The organism is Halovulum sp. GXIMD14794, from assembly GCF_054457455.1.
Map to the genome: position 1 here is coordinate 80873 of NZ_JBTLNF010000010.1, position 12416 is coordinate 93288.

Annotated in this window: 13 protein-coding genes and 2 tRNA genes; 12 read left to right on the plus strand and 3 right to left on the minus strand. The window is 65.8% G+C overall.

The window, feature by feature from the left end; translation table 11 throughout:
* Positions 1–42: 42 nt before the first annotated feature.
* Positions 43–117, minus strand: a tRNA-Thr gene (locus ACW9UR_RS22730).
* A gap of 157 nt (positions 118–274) precedes the next feature.
* Between ACW9UR_RS22730 and ACW9UR_RS22735 the strand changes: the two genes are divergently transcribed.
* The 12 genes from ACW9UR_RS22735 (at position 275) to ACW9UR_RS22790 (ending at position 7422) form a co-directional block, all read left to right on the plus strand.
* A complete protein-coding gene (locus ACW9UR_RS22735; RefSeq protein ID WP_458919368.1) occupies positions 275–466 on the plus strand; it encodes a hypothetical protein in 192 nt (63 codons plus the stop codon).
* Positions 459–1727, plus strand: a complete 1269-nt coding sequence (gene murA / locus ACW9UR_RS22740) for a UDP-N-acetylglucosamine 1-carboxyvinyltransferase (RefSeq protein WP_458919369.1) — start codon at positions 459–461, stop codon at positions 1725–1727. The genes ACW9UR_RS22735 and murA overlap by 8 nt, the downstream gene beginning before the upstream one ends.
* Positions 1724–2197, plus strand: a complete 474-nt coding sequence (locus ACW9UR_RS22745) for a DUF2948 family protein (protein WP_458919370.1) — start codon at positions 1724–1726, stop codon at positions 2195–2197. The genes murA and ACW9UR_RS22745 overlap by 4 nt, the downstream gene beginning before the upstream one ends.
* Before the next feature lie 4 nt (positions 2198–2201).
* Positions 2202–2693, plus strand: a complete 492-nt coding sequence (locus ACW9UR_RS22750) for a GNAT family N-acetyltransferase (RefSeq protein ID WP_458919371.1) — start codon at positions 2202–2204, stop codon at positions 2691–2693.
* A gap of 44 nt (positions 2694–2737) precedes the next feature.
* Complete coding sequence (hisD, locus tag ACW9UR_RS22755) at positions 2738–4045, plus strand: histidinol dehydrogenase (RefSeq protein ID WP_458919372.1); 1308 nt, start codon at positions 2738–2740, stop codon at positions 4043–4045.
* A complete protein-coding gene (locus ACW9UR_RS22760; RefSeq protein WP_458919373.1) occupies positions 4045–4533 on the plus strand; it encodes a UPF0262 family protein in 489 nt (162 codons plus the stop codon). The genes hisD and ACW9UR_RS22760 overlap by 1 nt, the downstream gene beginning before the upstream one ends.
* Positions 4534–4539: 6 nt before the next feature.
* The gene (locus tag ACW9UR_RS22765; protein WP_458919375.1) at positions 4540–5025 is read left to right on the plus strand and encodes an arsenate-mycothiol transferase ArsC; all 486 of its coding nucleotides are present in this window, start codon (positions 4540–4542) and stop codon (positions 5023–5025) included.
* A 206-nt stretch (positions 5026–5231) separates the two neighbouring features.
* Positions 5232–5450: a translation initiation factor IF-1 gene (infA, locus tag ACW9UR_RS22770; protein WP_154447907.1), complete on the plus strand. Its 219-nt coding sequence runs from the start codon at positions 5232–5234 to the stop codon at positions 5448–5450.
* A 10-nt stretch (positions 5451–5460) separates the two neighbouring features.
* Positions 5461–6033, plus strand: coding sequence for a Maf family protein (locus ACW9UR_RS22775; RefSeq protein WP_458919430.1), 573 nt, complete (start codon positions 5461–5463; stop codon positions 6031–6033).
* Positions 6030–7100 (plus strand): ribonuclease E/G, encoded by a 1071-nt coding sequence (locus ACW9UR_RS22780; RefSeq protein WP_458919376.1) that lies wholly within the window; start codon positions 6030–6032, stop codon positions 7098–7100. Before ACW9UR_RS22775 ends, ACW9UR_RS22780 begins: the two co-directional genes overlap by 4 nt.
* The gene (locus tag ACW9UR_RS22785) at positions 7081–7254 is read left to right on the plus strand and encodes a DNA gyrase inhibitor YacG (RefSeq protein ID WP_458919378.1); all 174 of its coding nucleotides are present in this window, start codon (positions 7081–7083) and stop codon (positions 7252–7254) included. Before ACW9UR_RS22780 ends, ACW9UR_RS22785 begins: the two co-directional genes overlap by 20 nt.
* Before the next feature lie 93 nt (positions 7255–7347).
* A tRNA-Phe gene (locus tag ACW9UR_RS22790) sits at positions 7348–7422 on the plus strand.
* Between the two features lie 125 nt (positions 7423–7547).
* On the opposite strand, the gene ACW9UR_RS22795 is transcribed toward ACW9UR_RS22790, so the two are convergent.
* Both ACW9UR_RS22795 and ACW9UR_RS22800 read right to left on the minus strand, forming a co-directional pair.
* Positions 7548–10418: an H-type lectin domain-containing protein gene (locus ACW9UR_RS22795; RefSeq protein WP_458919379.1), complete on the minus strand. Its 2871-nt coding sequence runs from the start codon at positions 10416–10418 to the stop codon at positions 7548–7550.
* 383 nt (positions 10419–10801) lie between these two features.
* The gene (locus ACW9UR_RS22800; protein ID WP_458919380.1) at positions 10802–12412 is read right to left on the minus strand and encodes a GMC family oxidoreductase; all 1611 of its coding nucleotides are present in this window, start codon (positions 12410–12412) and stop codon (positions 10802–10804) included.
* Between the last annotated feature and the right edge of the window lie 4 nt (positions 12413–12416).

Below are 12416 nucleotides of genomic sequence, written 5' to 3' on the forward strand. Positions count from 1 at the left end.
CGTCGGTAAGAGGCGCTTTGTCTGAAGGTGGGGTCTGGAGGCTGGTGCTGCTGGAGAGAATTGAACTCTCGACCTCTCCCTTACCAAGGGAGTGCTCTACCTCTGAGCTACAGCAGCGTCCGAAGCGTGGCGCGCGTTTTAGCCCATATGCCGGAGAGCGCAACCGGAAAATTTCGCAATCTGTCCGCCGCCCGCGTTTTCCGCCGCCGATATGGGCCGCGCGGCCCGCAATGCTGGACGGAACGGGCGAACTTGCGTAAATCCCGACTGCAGAATGACACGAGACATGTCCGGCAAGTCCAAGACAGACAGCGACGCCAGGGCCGAGCGCCTTGCAGAGCAGCTGCGCGCCAACCTGCGTCGCCGCAAGGCGCAGGCCAAGTCGCGTGCGGGCCGGGATGAGGCAGAGCAGAGCGGGACCGCCGATGCGGCCACCCCGGAACGGGAGAACGACGACGATGGATAGCATCATGGTCACCGGCGGCCGTCCGCTGGAAGGCGAGATCCAGATTTCCGGCGCCAAGAACGCCTGTCTGACGCTGATGCCGGCGGCGCTGCTCAGCTCGGAGCCGCTGACGCTGACCAACACGCCGCGCCTGTCGGACATCCGGACGATGGCCGAGCTGCTCGAATCGCTGGGCTGCGAGGTCGCCGCGCTGCAGGACCGACGTGTGCTGGCGATCGGCGCCGAACACATTACCAATCACGTCGCGCACTACGATATCGTGCGGAAGATGCGGGCCTCGATACTTGTGCTCGGTCCGCTGCTGGCGCGCGAGGGGCGGGCAGTCGTCTCTCTGCCCGGCGGCTGCGCCATCGGTGCCCGGCCCGTCGATCTGCATCTGAACGCGCTCGAGGCGCTCGGAGCGAAGCTCGACCTGCGCGAGGGCTATGTGCACGCCGAAGCGCCTGCGGGCGGCCTCCAGGGCGGGCGCGTGACCTTCCCGCTGGTGTCCGTGGGCGCGACCGAGAACGTGCTGATGGCAGCGACCCTCGCCAAGGGCACCACCGTGATCGAGAACGCTGCGCGCGAGCCCGAAATCGTCGACCTCGCCCGCTGCCTCAAGGCGATGGGTGCCCAGATCGAAGGCGAGGGAACGTCGACCATCACCGTGCAGGGCGTCGATCGCCTGCACGGCGCGACCTACCGCGTCGTCTCGGACCGGATCGAGCTGGGCACCTACATGCTGGCCCCGGCCATTGCCGGCGGTTCCGTTGAGCTGCTGGGCGGCACCCGCGAGCTGGTGTCCGCATTCGCCGATAAGCTGGAAGCCACCGGTGTCGAGATTGCCGAGACGGACCGGGGCCTGCGCGTTACTCGTGGCAACGCTCCGCTGCGTCCCATCGACGTGCGGACCGAGCCGTTTCCCGGCTTCCCGACAGACCTTCAGGCGCAGATGATGGCCGCGCTGACGCTGGCCGATGGCGTCTCAGTGCTCGAAGAGACCATTTTCGAGAATCGTTTCATGCACGCGCCCGAACTGTTGCGCATGGGCGCACACATCGATGTGCATGGCGGCACCGCCAAGGTGACGGGCGTCGAAAAGCTACGCGGTGCGCCGGTCATGGCGACCGACCTGCGGGCCTCGGTCTCGCTGATTCTGGCGGGCCTTGCCGCCGAGGGCGAAACCACCGTGGCCCGCGTCTATCACCTCGACCGCGGCTACGAGCGCCTGGAAGAGAAGCTGGGCGCCTGCGGGGCGCGGATCCAGCGGGTCGCCGCATGAGCGACGCCCGCTTCGAGGATGCCGCCGAGGCGCCGCTGCGCCTACGCGCCGAGACGCACGAGGACGTGCCGGTGCTCTCGGCTCTGTTGCAGGACGCGGTGCTGCCGTCGAACGAGATCTCCTGGTCGCGCACCGGTCTGCGCTTTGCCGCGCTGGTCAACCGGTTCCGCTGGGAAGACAAGAACGCTGCCGAGGCTGCCCGCCGCCCCTATGAGCGCGTCCGCTCGGTTCTGACCGTGCGCGGGGCATTGAAAGTTGCGTCGAACGGCGTCGACCCATCGGACAAGGACCTGGTCCTGTCGATTCTCGCGCTGGAGTTCGATCCTGCCGAGGATGGCACCGGCCGCGTCCGCCTGGTGCTGGCCGGCGACGGCGAGATCGCCATCGACGTGGAATGCATCGACCTGGCCCTTGAGGACGTGACAAAGCCCTATGCCGCGCCCAGCGGTAAGGCTCCGGCCCACAAGTAGCGCGGTGGAGTATCGCCGCCTCCGTTCAGGGGATGCCGCGCTCTGGCGCGATATCCGGCTGGAGGCGCTGAAGACCGCGCCCACCGCATTCGGCGCCGTCCATGAAAACTGGGCGGACCGCCCGCTCTCCGATTTTGCCGACTGGCTGGAGAAGTCCTGGCTCTACGCGGCGCTCGATGGTGACGCGGCTTGCGCAACCCTCGGCTGGTACCGCACCGAACCCCGAACCGAAAGCCACCGTGCCTCGGTCATCGCCGCGTATGTCCGTCCGTCGGCGCGCGGTCGGCGCCTGATGGACAGGCTGTACGACGCGATCCGTGCTGACCTGCCTGACGATATCCTGCAACTCGAGCTAGAGGTTGCCGCGGACAACTTTCCGGCCATTGCCGCCTACCGCCGGTTGGGGTTCGAGACCACAGGCCGCTTCCCCCGCGCCGCCCGTCACGGCGACGCCTTCGTCGACCGGCTTTTCATGGTGCGCCGCCTCGACGCTTGAGGCGCGTCCCGCCGCTTTGTATGTGAAGCGGCAAGGAGACCCGAATGCCCCAATTGCTGAACGCCGCCGATCCCGACTTCGAGAGCCGCTTCGCCGCCTTTCTCGACGCCAAGCGCGAGGACGCGCCGCGCGTCGACGCCGCGGTCGCGCAGATCCTTGCGGACGTGGCCGCGCGCGGCGATGCGGCGGTGATCGAACTGACCGAGAAGTTCGACCGTCTGGCGCTGACCCCCGAGACACTCGCGATCCCGGCTGGTGAGATCGACGCCGCCATCGCGCAGGTGCCGCAGGACGAGCGCGACGCGCTGGACCTCGCCGCTGCGCGCATCCGCGCCTACCACGAACGGCAGCTTCCCAAGGGCGAGAGCTGGACCGACGACAGCGGCGCGACGCTCGGCTGGCGCTGGACCCCGGTCGAGGCGGCCGGCCTCTATGTGCCCGGTGGCCTTGCATCCTATCCGTCCTCGGTGCTGATGAACGCGATCCCGGCGCAGGTCGCAGGCGTCGAGCGGCTGGTGATCTGCGCCCCCACGCCCGACGGACAGGTGAACCCGCTGGTGCTCTATGCGGCACGGGTGGCGGGGGTCGAGACGATCTATCGCATCGGCGGCGCGCAGGCGATCGGCGCGCTGGCCTACGGCACTCAGACGATCGGCAGGGTCGACAAGATTACCGGTCCCGGCAACGCCTATGTCGCCGAGGCAAAGCGCCAGGTCTTCGGCCGCGTCGGCATCGACATGATCGCTGGTCCTTCGGAAATCCTGGTGATCGCCGACCGCGACAACGACCCGGACTGGATCGCGCTCGACCTGATGAGCCAGGCCGAGCATGACGAGAGCGCCCAGTCTATCCTGATCACCGACGACGCCGGCCTCGCCCGCGAGGTGGCCGAGGCCGTCGAGGCACGGCTTCAGACGCTCGAGCGCCGCGCCATCGCCGGGGCCAGCTGGCGCGACCACGGCGCGATCATCGTCGCCCGCGATCTCGAGCAGGCCGCGGCGCTGTCCGACCGCATCGCGCCCGAGCACCTGGAACTCTGCGTCGGCGATCCCGACGCGCTTTCGGCCCGGATCCGCCATGCAGGCGCGATCTTCCTTGGCCAGTGGACGCCCGAGGCCATTGGCGACTACGTCGGTGGCCCGAACCACGTCCTCCCGACCTCGGGCTCGGCGCGGTTCTCGTCGGGCCTGTCGGTGCTCGACTTCATGAAACGCACCACGCTCGCCCGAATGACTCCCGGTAGCCTGCGCGCTATTGGTCCCTCAGCCGAAGCGCTGGCACGCTCGGAAAGCCTCGAGGCCCACGGCCTCAGCGTCACGGCCCGACTTGAACGCCTGAACGAGGAAACCTGATGAGCAGCACGGACCGCCTGATCGACATCACGCTCGACGACAGCGGTCTGCCCGCGCCCACGCCCGAGATCGAGCAGGAGCGTCGCGTCGCCATCTTCGATCTGCTGGAGGAGAACAGCTTCTCGGTCCCGCCCCGCGACGGGCAGGAGGCGCCCGCCGGCCCCTACCGGCTGGCGCTGGCGATCCGCGACCGTCGCCTGGTCTTCGAGGTAGGCACCGAAGCGGGTGAGCATGTGGCCGCCTTCCACCTGTCGCTCAGCCCCTTCCGCCAGGTCGTCCGCGACTATTTCCAGATCTGCGAAGCCTATTTCGACGCGGTGAAACGGCTGCCGCCCAGCCAGATCGAGGCGATCGACATGGGGCGACGCGGCATTCACAACGAAGGTGCGCGCATCCTCGCCGAGCGGCTGGAGGGTAAGGTCGTCACAGACAACGACACCGCGCGCCGCCTGTTCACGCTGATCTGCGTCCTGCAAGCCAAGGGGTAACGGCGGGTGAGCGCGGACCAGCCGACCTCCGTCCTGTTCTGCTGCGACTACAATTCCGTCCGCTCCCCGATGGCCGAGGGGATCATGAAGAAGCTCCACGGCCACCGGATCTACGTGCAATCCGCCGGGGTCCGGCACGAGCAGGAGGTGGACGGTTTCGCCGTCGCCGTCTGCCAGGAGATCGGGGTGGAACTGACCCGGCACCGGACCCGCTCCTTTCAGGAAATGGAGGAGTGGGGCGACCAGATCGACGGCTACGATCTGATCGTTGCGCTCAGCCCGGCCTCGCTTCTGCGGGCGCAGGAATACACCCGCTACCACGCGATCGAGGTCGAGTACTGGCCGATATTCGACCCCACCGGCCTTGGCGAGACCCGAGACGAGAAGCTCGAGGCCTACCGCCAGGCCCGAGACCAGATCCTCGAGCGCATCGTCGAGCGTTTCCCAGCCATGGAGCCGCCCGAAGACGCGGACGGGACGGAAAGCGATTGAGCCGCGCAGCCTTCGCCGCTAGGCTCGCCTCGACTTGGGTCGCACATCCTTGCGAATCACCCTTGGCCGCCTAGCCGCAAGACTGGCTTTTCGGCACCATTCCCCTTTCGCTCGTCGTTTTCGACTTGAAATTGCCCCATTTCGCCCCCATCTTCCCCACGCGCGAAGAAGGCTTCGCGCGCACGGAAACACAACTCGGAGAGACCATGGCCAAGGAAGAGCTTCTCGAATTCCCGGGTGTCGTGACCGAGCTTCTGCCGAATGCGACATTCAGGGTAGAGCTCGAGAACGGCCATGAAATCATCGCCCACACCGCTGGCAAGATGCGCAAGAACCGCATCCGCGTGCTGGCCGGTGACAAGGTCCAGGTGGAAATGACCCCCTACGACCTGACCAAGGGCCGGATCAACTATCGCTTCAGATAAGTCCGGACCTCTGGCCCTTACACTTGCCTCCGCGAGCCCGCGGCGCTTGTCGCTGCTGGCTCAGATCGGCGTCGTGCCCGATGCCGTGATCCCCGCCGACATTGACGAGACCCCCCGGGAGGGCGAACTGCCCCGGCCCTATGCCCTGCGCCTTGCGCAGGAAAAGGCCGCCGCCGTGCCGGGTGACGTCGTGCTGGCGGGCGATACCGTCGTAGCTGCCGGCCGCCGCATCCTTGGCAAGCCCGGGGACGAGGCCGAGGCGCGCGCCTTCCTGAACCTGCTGTCGGGCCGCCGCCACACCGTCTACACCGCCGTCGCCGTGAAATCCGACCGGATCCGCGCCCGTGTGGTCGCTACCGCCGTCAAGATGAAGCGCCTGACCAAGGCGGAAATCGACGGCTACATTGCCTCGGGCGAGTGGCAAGGCAAGGCCGGCGGCTATGCCATCCAGGGCATCGGCGGCGCGTTCATCCCCTGGATTGGCGGTTCCTACACAGCCGTCGTTGGCCTGCCGCTGACCGAAACCGTGCACCTGCTGGAAGCCTCCGGTGTACCGGTGCGATTCGACGGAGTTGCCGCATGAAGGGCAGGGCGGTCGCGCTCGACGTGCTTGCCGACGGCCGCCGCGCCGCCGCGCTGATGGTGGACGGTCGCCTTGCCGACGTTTTCATCGATGCGCCCGAGGCCTGGGGCCCGGCGCAGCCCGGCGCGATATTCCTCGGCAAGATGGGCCGCCCGATGAAAGGGCAGGGCGGCGCGATGGTCGAGCTTGGCGACGGGCTGAGCGGCTTCCTGCGCGAAAGCAGGGGCCTTGCTCCCGGTGCGCCGGTGCTGGTCCAGGTCACCGGCGTGGTCGAGCCAGGCAAGGCGCCGCCGGTTACGCCCCGCGTTCTGTTCAAAAGTCGCTATGCCATCGTCACCCCCGGCAAGCCCGGCCTGAACCTCTCGCGCCGCGTCAAGGACCAGGAGGCGGCCGATGCCGCGCTCGAGGCCGCTCACGCCGCGATGGACGGCGCCGCCGAAGACATGGGCCTGATCCTGCGCTCCTCGGTCGCCGGGGCGGACCCGCAGGCGATCCTCGACGATGCGTCCGAGATGCGGCAACTGGCCGAAGCGATCCTCGCCGAAGCTGGCCTCGCGCCGCAGCTTCTGCTGGACACGCCCGATGCGCACCTGCTGGCTTGGCGCGACTGGGCCGAGCCGGCGCCGGACCTCGTGGACGACGAACCCGGCGCGTTCGACCGTCTGTCGGTCTGGGACGCGCTGGCCGAGGCTCTGACACCGCGCGTTGCGCTCCAGGGCGGTGCCGACATGTATATCGAGCCGACCCGCGCCCTGATCGCCGTGGACGTGAACACCCGCGGCGACACCTCTCCGGCGGCGGGCCTCAAGGCCAATGTCGCTGCCTTCCGCGCGCTGCCCGGCGCCCTGCGCCTGCGCGGCCTCGCTGGGCAGGTGACTGTCGACACCGCACCCTTCCCCAAGAAAGAACGCAGCCAGCTGGAACAGGTCATGCGCGGCGCGATCCGCCATGACGGCGGCGAGATCACCCTTGCCGGCTGGACCCCGCTGGGCCATCTGGAACTGCAACGCAAACGCGACCGGCACCCGTTGAAGGAGCTTCTGAAGGATGCGCTGCCCGATCTGTGACAAACCGACCGAGAAGCAGTACCGCCCGTTCTGCTCGCGCCGCTGCGCTGACGTCGACCTCGGCCGCTGGATGACCGGCGGCTACGTGATCGAGGGTCAGGATTCCCCCTCGGACGAGGACGACGAACGCCCCGTGCGCCCGCCACTAAACTGAGCTGCACTTTTCCACAGGAATTTTGCGCCGGCCCTCTGGACACCCCCGCCAGCATGGCCTAGAACCGCGCAGCCTTTAAGGCAAACCCCTCGTGCCCGGGTAGCTCAGGGGTAGAGCAGCGGATTGAAAATCCGCGTGTCGGTGGTTCAAATCCGCCCCCGGGCACCACTTTCGCAAACACTGTGTACTTGGCTCGAGGCCATTCATGGTCCCCCCGAATGGATCGACCCGCAAAGCGCGGGCCGACCGTCTGCATATGGCGCCGACTGCCAAGCCGGCGCGTATTCCTCATTTCAGACGAACAACATGCCGTTGTCGTCGAAGGCGATGCCGGCGACAGTTTCTTCGAGGTGCCAGACTTCCGGATCGGCGCTCTTTTCCTCTTGAACCTTGAAACTTGCTGTCGCTGCAAGCTGATCACTGGACATGTCAGTAAGACGCAGCACTGCCGGGTTGATGCCGTTCACGCTCGTGATCATGGCGGAGACCAATGGATCGTGGCCAACGGCGGGGTCGAAAACAAAGCTGTCGCCAGTGTGGTCGACGGAATCTACCATCGCGAACGTCTGCGCCGTTATACCGCCCCAGTCAACGATACCTGACTCTTCCCCCGCATCTATTGCAGCCCAACCCAGTACTTCAGCTTCATGAAGCCTGTCAGCGGCTTCTTCCTCCTGGAGCATGAAATCGAAACCTGTCGTGGTCACATTGTCTACTCGGACTATGGTCCAGTCGGTTCCATTTTGGGTTTGGAGTTGGGCCATCACGACAGGGGCTTCGTCGAATGCTTGATCGAAGGTGACCGAGTGGAATGTGTTTGTAGCTCCGGCGGCCAGACCAAGACTACCGGCTTGGACGACTGTCCCGTCGTCGAGTGCCCAGGTACCCTCTTCGAATGCGACGAGGCTGACATCCTCGCGTCTGTGCCATTGGTCGAGATAGTTCGGCTCGTCGATGAAGACGCTGAAGGAATCCCTCGTAACTTCGGTTACCTTCACTGAGGCGGTATGCCAGCCGTTGAAGGTCGCCGGGTTCGCGAATACGACCGGTGCATTGTAGACCGCGCCGTTCTGGAAGCTCAGCGTCTGCTCATTGTGGTTCAGCCCGCTGACCATCTGCACGCTGCCGATGTAATCGTCGCGATACTCCAGTTCGAGCTGGATGTCGTAGAGCTGTGCCGAATCCTGCCGGTCGCCCTTCACGTAGACGGCCGTGTCCAGGAAGTTCTGGGTGAGGTTCATCCCGTTGGGCGACACCGCCGATAGGATCGGGCCGGTCGGCAGGGCATCCCCCGCCCCCAGAGTGCCGTTCACCGCCGACCAGCCTTCGTCGATCAGGCCGTCGCGGTTCTCGTCCAGTCGGCCGGTGTCGACCAGCATCCAGCCGGAGCTGTGCCCGAGAGGGGAGGAATCGTCCGCCCAATCAAGCAGGTTGAGGCGTGTGGTGGTCTCAACTCCAGTCTCGTACTTGATGTTGTCCTTTTGGTACGGCGGCGACGTGTTCTCCTCCAGAGGTACCTCGAGGCCGGGCAGATCCTGCCCGAACTTGTTTGGCGTCAGACGCCAGCGCGGACCGGAGACCAGGTCGTCCTCGGTGTATCCGGCCACCGCCGCCTCCTCGGGGCTCCGGAAGCTCTCGAACACCTGCTTGTACGGGTCGTCCGCGAACTTGTCATAGGACCACTCGAAGGGTTCGCGGTCGACCGATGTGTACCAGGCCGCAGTGAAGCCGGCTTCCAGATCCCCGGACGTGAACTTCAGACCGGCGCTCGCGTTCTTGGCCGCAAGGGCCATGTCGCGCAGAACGGTTCCGATCGGATTGCCTCCCTCGTCCTCGTTCCGGTAGCCGACCAGTACGCCGTTCGGATCATAGACCGCGATGCCGCTGGCCGCGAGGTCGATCTCGCCGCCTGCCGTCAGTTTGAAATAGCTCGGCAATGCAGTTCCCTGGCCGTCGAAGCTGTCGACGGGCGAAACCCAGAGCGTGTTTGTCGCATCATCCGGATCCTGCACGACGTAGTAGGACGGCAAGCGCCCGATGGCGGCCTCGTTCTCGTAGTCCTCGGGGCGCACCTGGTCGTTCGGGTTGTTGGTGATGTCGTGCCGGATGACCAGTTCGGCCCGGGTGACGACGAAGCCGCGGCTGCCTTCTTCCAGGCTGTCGGCGATGCCGTTCTCGTCTTCGTCCAGGGTCCACTCGTCGGGCAGGTCGAGATTGACCTCCATCCGGATGTCATTCGGCCGCTTGACCGCGGTGCCCCAGCGATAGAGCAGCTTGCCGTCGTCCTTGAGCGTGACCGAGTAGTCCTGCCCGTATGCGATGTCCGAAAGGACCGTGGACTCGTTCGGCTCCAGCAGATCCACCAGATCGGCTTTCTCGCCAAGTCCGTTAAGCGGGCTGTCGACGATGTCGGCGATACCGTCGTCGTCGAGGTCGATGCCGCCGACGGTCACCGTTTCGACGGTACCGTCTCCGTCGCTGTCATAATCAATGTCGACCGACAGCGTGGTGAACGCGTCTTTCACGCCGTCGCGGTCGAAATCGATATCCGTGTAGGTCTGCGGGTTGAGCCCATCTTCAGCGTTGTTGATGGCCCGCTGCAAGGCAACCGTCAGGCCCCGGACGTACATGTCGTGCTTCAGGCCTTCGACCAGGTCACCGGAGTCATTGATGAAAAGGTCGCGCAGCCGCAGGTCGTCGTCGAGCGGCCGTATCGCGTCCGGATCGCCAGGGAAGGCCGCATCGCTCAGCACCTGCTGCATCGTGACGTAGTGCTCGGTCGAAGCCTTGACGGTCTGCCCGCCGAGGCCGAGCGCCCAGGTTCCGAGCGGCAGGCCCGACAGGAAGATGTCGGTTTCTGCGTTCTTGATGGCCAGACCCTCGACGATGCTCGGGTCCAGATCGTTCAGGATGTTTCCGGCGTGACCTTCGGCGAAATCCCCGTCCAGAACCTTCTGTTCTGCGCCCAGGAAATCCGTGACGTAGAACCCGAACTCGTTGTCGATGCCGTAGAGTTCGTTGCCGTCCTTGTCGACGATCGGCGCCATTATGGCGCCTGCCTCGTCGATATGGGAACTGTCGTCGCCCAAGGTCAGGCCCCCGAAGGTGACCGTGATGTCGTCGACCGAGAATATGTGCAGACCGGACGTAAATGCCGTGGCCATTTCGACCTCCTTATTGCTCCGGGCTGCTCAGAACTCGAACGCGATTTCGGGGAGAGAAGCCCGCTTTCCTCACAAATCAATCAATTGATCAATTGAATGTTAGATTATTTGATGTGGATCAAATATCGATTTCGGAATGTGTATGGGGCGCAACTGGGAACTTCGACGATGCGCGTTCCATTCGGGTCTGCGGGGCTGAAATGTCTAGCTAGATTAGCAGCTTGCGTCCGAAGGCGGCTCACGGCGCGCCAAGGTCAGGGGGATACGGTTGGTGGGCTGCGTCAGGATGGCGCATCAGTTCAAGACCGAGCCGCACTTTTCTCTCAACGGCGCTGAGAAACAAGAACGTGGTCTGCGGCGGTGTGGTAAACCAACCGCCCCGGTCAATACTGACCCAGGATAAGGTCCGCGCAGCGGTCGCCCAGCATCATCGCCGGCGCGTTGGTGTTGCCCGCGTTGATGTCGGGCACGGCGGACATGTCGCAGACACGCAGCCCCTCGACCCCGCGCACGCGCATCTTGGCGTCAAGTACCGCCATCGGGTCACCGTCCGCGCCCATGCGCGCGGTGCCCGCCGGGTGATAGTTCGTCTTCACCTGGGCGCGGCAATGAGCGCGCAGGGCTTCGTCATCGTCCGAGGCGGGCAGGGCCACGGCTTCGACCACTTCGGCCAGCGGTGAAGTTCGGAAGGCGCGCAAGAAGAAGCGCTGCCCCGCGACCATCTCGGCAAGGTCGGCAGGGTCCTTGAGCAGGGCGGGGCTCACCAGCGGCCGCGCCGCCGGATCGGCCGAGGCCAACCGGACCCAGCCGCGTGAGCGCGGCTTGACCACCACCGTCGTCACCGTCAGTCCGTACCCATCCTTCACGGCGGCCTTGTTGTCCCGGTCGACATAGACGATCGGCACGCAGAACGCCTGGATCGTCGGCGGCGCCTCGGGATCGTCCGGGTTCACGAAGGCGCCGGCCTCGACGCCCGAGGTGGTGATCGGCCCGCTGCCGAACAGCTTGAACTGCAACCCGTTGCGCAGCATCCGCCAGCCTTCGCCCTGTCGGTAGTAGCCCAGCTTGCCCTTCACATGGCTGGTGATCGGAACTTCGGGGTGGTCGATCAGGTTCGCGCCCACGCCGGGCAGGTCGGCGACTACCTCTAGCCCATGCTCGCTCAGCTGGTCCGCTGGACCGATCCCCGAGAGCATCAGCAGCTTTGGTGTCACCAGCGCGCCCGCGGCGAGGATCACCCCGCCCGAGCACGCCACCCGGGTCCGGCCCGCCTTCGGATCGCTATAGGTCACGCCGGTCACGCGGCCAGCCTCGGTCTCGATCCTCTCGACCGGACTGCGCAGGCGAACGGTGAGGTTCGGGTTGTCCTTCAGCGGCTCGACATAGGCATAGGCTGCCGAGCAGCGCCGCCCGTTCCGGTTCATGAACTGGTAGAAACCGACGCCGCGCTGCGAAGGCCCGTTGAAATCCGGGTTGAACGGCTCGCCCAGACCCTGCACCGCCTGCACGAACAGCCGCGAGAGCGGATCGACATGTCCGGGGTCCGAGACCTGCAGCGGCCCTCCGGTGCCATGCAGGTCGTTCGCCAACCGATTGTTGTCCTCCATCCCCCGGAAATGCGGCAGCACGTCCTGCCAGCCCCAACCGACCCGGTCGTTGTTGCCGCGCAGAACCTCGTCCCAGGCGTCGTAGTCCGAGGGCCGACCCCGCATGTAGACCTGCGCGTTCACCGAACTGCCGCCGCCCAGCACGTTGCCCTGCGGGATGTCGTGTCGCCGCCCGCCCAGGTGCTCCTGCGGGACGGTCTGGTGATAGGTCATGTATTTCGAGCCGTTGATCATTTTGAAGATCCCCGGCGGCATGTCGAGCAGCGGGTGGTGGTGGGAATAGCCGGCCTCGAGCAGCAGTACCCGCCTTCCGGCGCTCGCAAGCCGTGCCGCGGCGACGCAGCCCGAGGCCCCGCCGCCGATCACGACATGATCGAACTCCTGCATTTCC

Bases quoted from the DNA above. Each gene is read 5' to 3' on its own strand.
- ACW9UR_RS22745 (WP_458919370.1), top strand. From the start codon at position 1,724: ATGAGCGACGCCCGCTTCGAGGATGCCGCCGAGGCGCCGCTGCGCCTA.
- ACW9UR_RS22785 (WP_458919378.1), top strand. From the start codon at position 7,081: ATGCGCTGCCCGATCTGTGACAAACCGACCGAGAAGCAGTACCGCCCG.
- ACW9UR_RS22780 (WP_458919376.1), top strand. From the start codon at position 6,030: ATGAAGGGCAGGGCGGTCGCGCTCGACGTGCTTGCCGACGGCCGCCGC.
- ACW9UR_RS22800 (WP_458919380.1), bottom strand. From the start codon at position 12,412: ATGCAGGAGTTCGATCATGTCGTGATCGGCGGCGGGGCCTCGGGCTGC.
- murA (WP_458919369.1), top strand. From the start codon at position 459: ATGGATAGCATCATGGTCACCGGCGGCCGTCCGCTGGAAGGCGAGATC.
- hisD (WP_458919372.1), top strand. From the start codon at position 2,738: ATGCCCCAATTGCTGAACGCCGCCGATCCCGACTTCGAGAGCCGCTTC.
- ACW9UR_RS22795 (WP_458919379.1), bottom strand. From the start codon at position 10,418: ATGGCCACGGCATTTACGTCCGGTCTGCACATATTCTCGGTCGACGAC.
- ACW9UR_RS22735 (WP_458919368.1), top strand. From the start codon at position 275: ATGACACGAGACATGTCCGGCAAGTCCAAGACAGACAGCGACGCCAGG.
- ACW9UR_RS22760 (WP_458919373.1), top strand. From the start codon at position 4,045: ATGAGCAGCACGGACCGCCTGATCGACATCACGCTCGACGACAGCGGT.
- infA (WP_154447907.1), top strand. From the start codon at position 5,232: ATGGCCAAGGAAGAGCTTCTCGAATTCCCGGGTGTCGTGACCGAGCTT.